This is a genomic window from Salifodinibacter halophilus, from assembly GCA_012999515.1.
Taxonomy (GTDB): Bacteria; Pseudomonadota; Gammaproteobacteria; order Nevskiales; family Salinisphaeraceae; genus Salifodinibacter; species Salifodinibacter halophilus.
Genome location: JABEEB010000251.1, coordinates 1 through 272 on the forward strand (window position 1 = coordinate 1; position 272 = coordinate 272).

The following is a 272-nucleotide window of genomic DNA, read 5'->3' on the forward strand; positions in this document are numbered from 1 at the left end:
CAGCATCGCCCGTTGGTACAGCTCCGCTTCCTCTACCCGCAGCACGCCGGCCGGGAAATCGGGAAACAGCGGCCGCAGCGTGCGGTGCGCGCCGGTCATCTTGGCCAGCGCCGGGCGCAGTTCGCGCAAGCATTGCGCCAGTTGCGCGGGCGATTGGGTGTGCAGGCGCTCCAGCGCCTGCGGGGTCAGCGCGAAGCCGAGTTGCTCCAGCTCGCGCTGCACCATCGCCACTTGCACCGCGCTGGCACCGCCGTCGCCGGGCTTGAGCTGGA

The 272-nt window shown here is 71.0% G+C and carries 1 protein-coding gene; it reads right to left on the minus strand.

Annotation, left to right across the window (positions count from 1 at the left end; genetic code table 11):
• The coding region (locus tag HKX41_11530) for a hypothetical protein (protein NNC24763.1) at positions 1-272 on the minus strand (272 nt) is incomplete at both ends.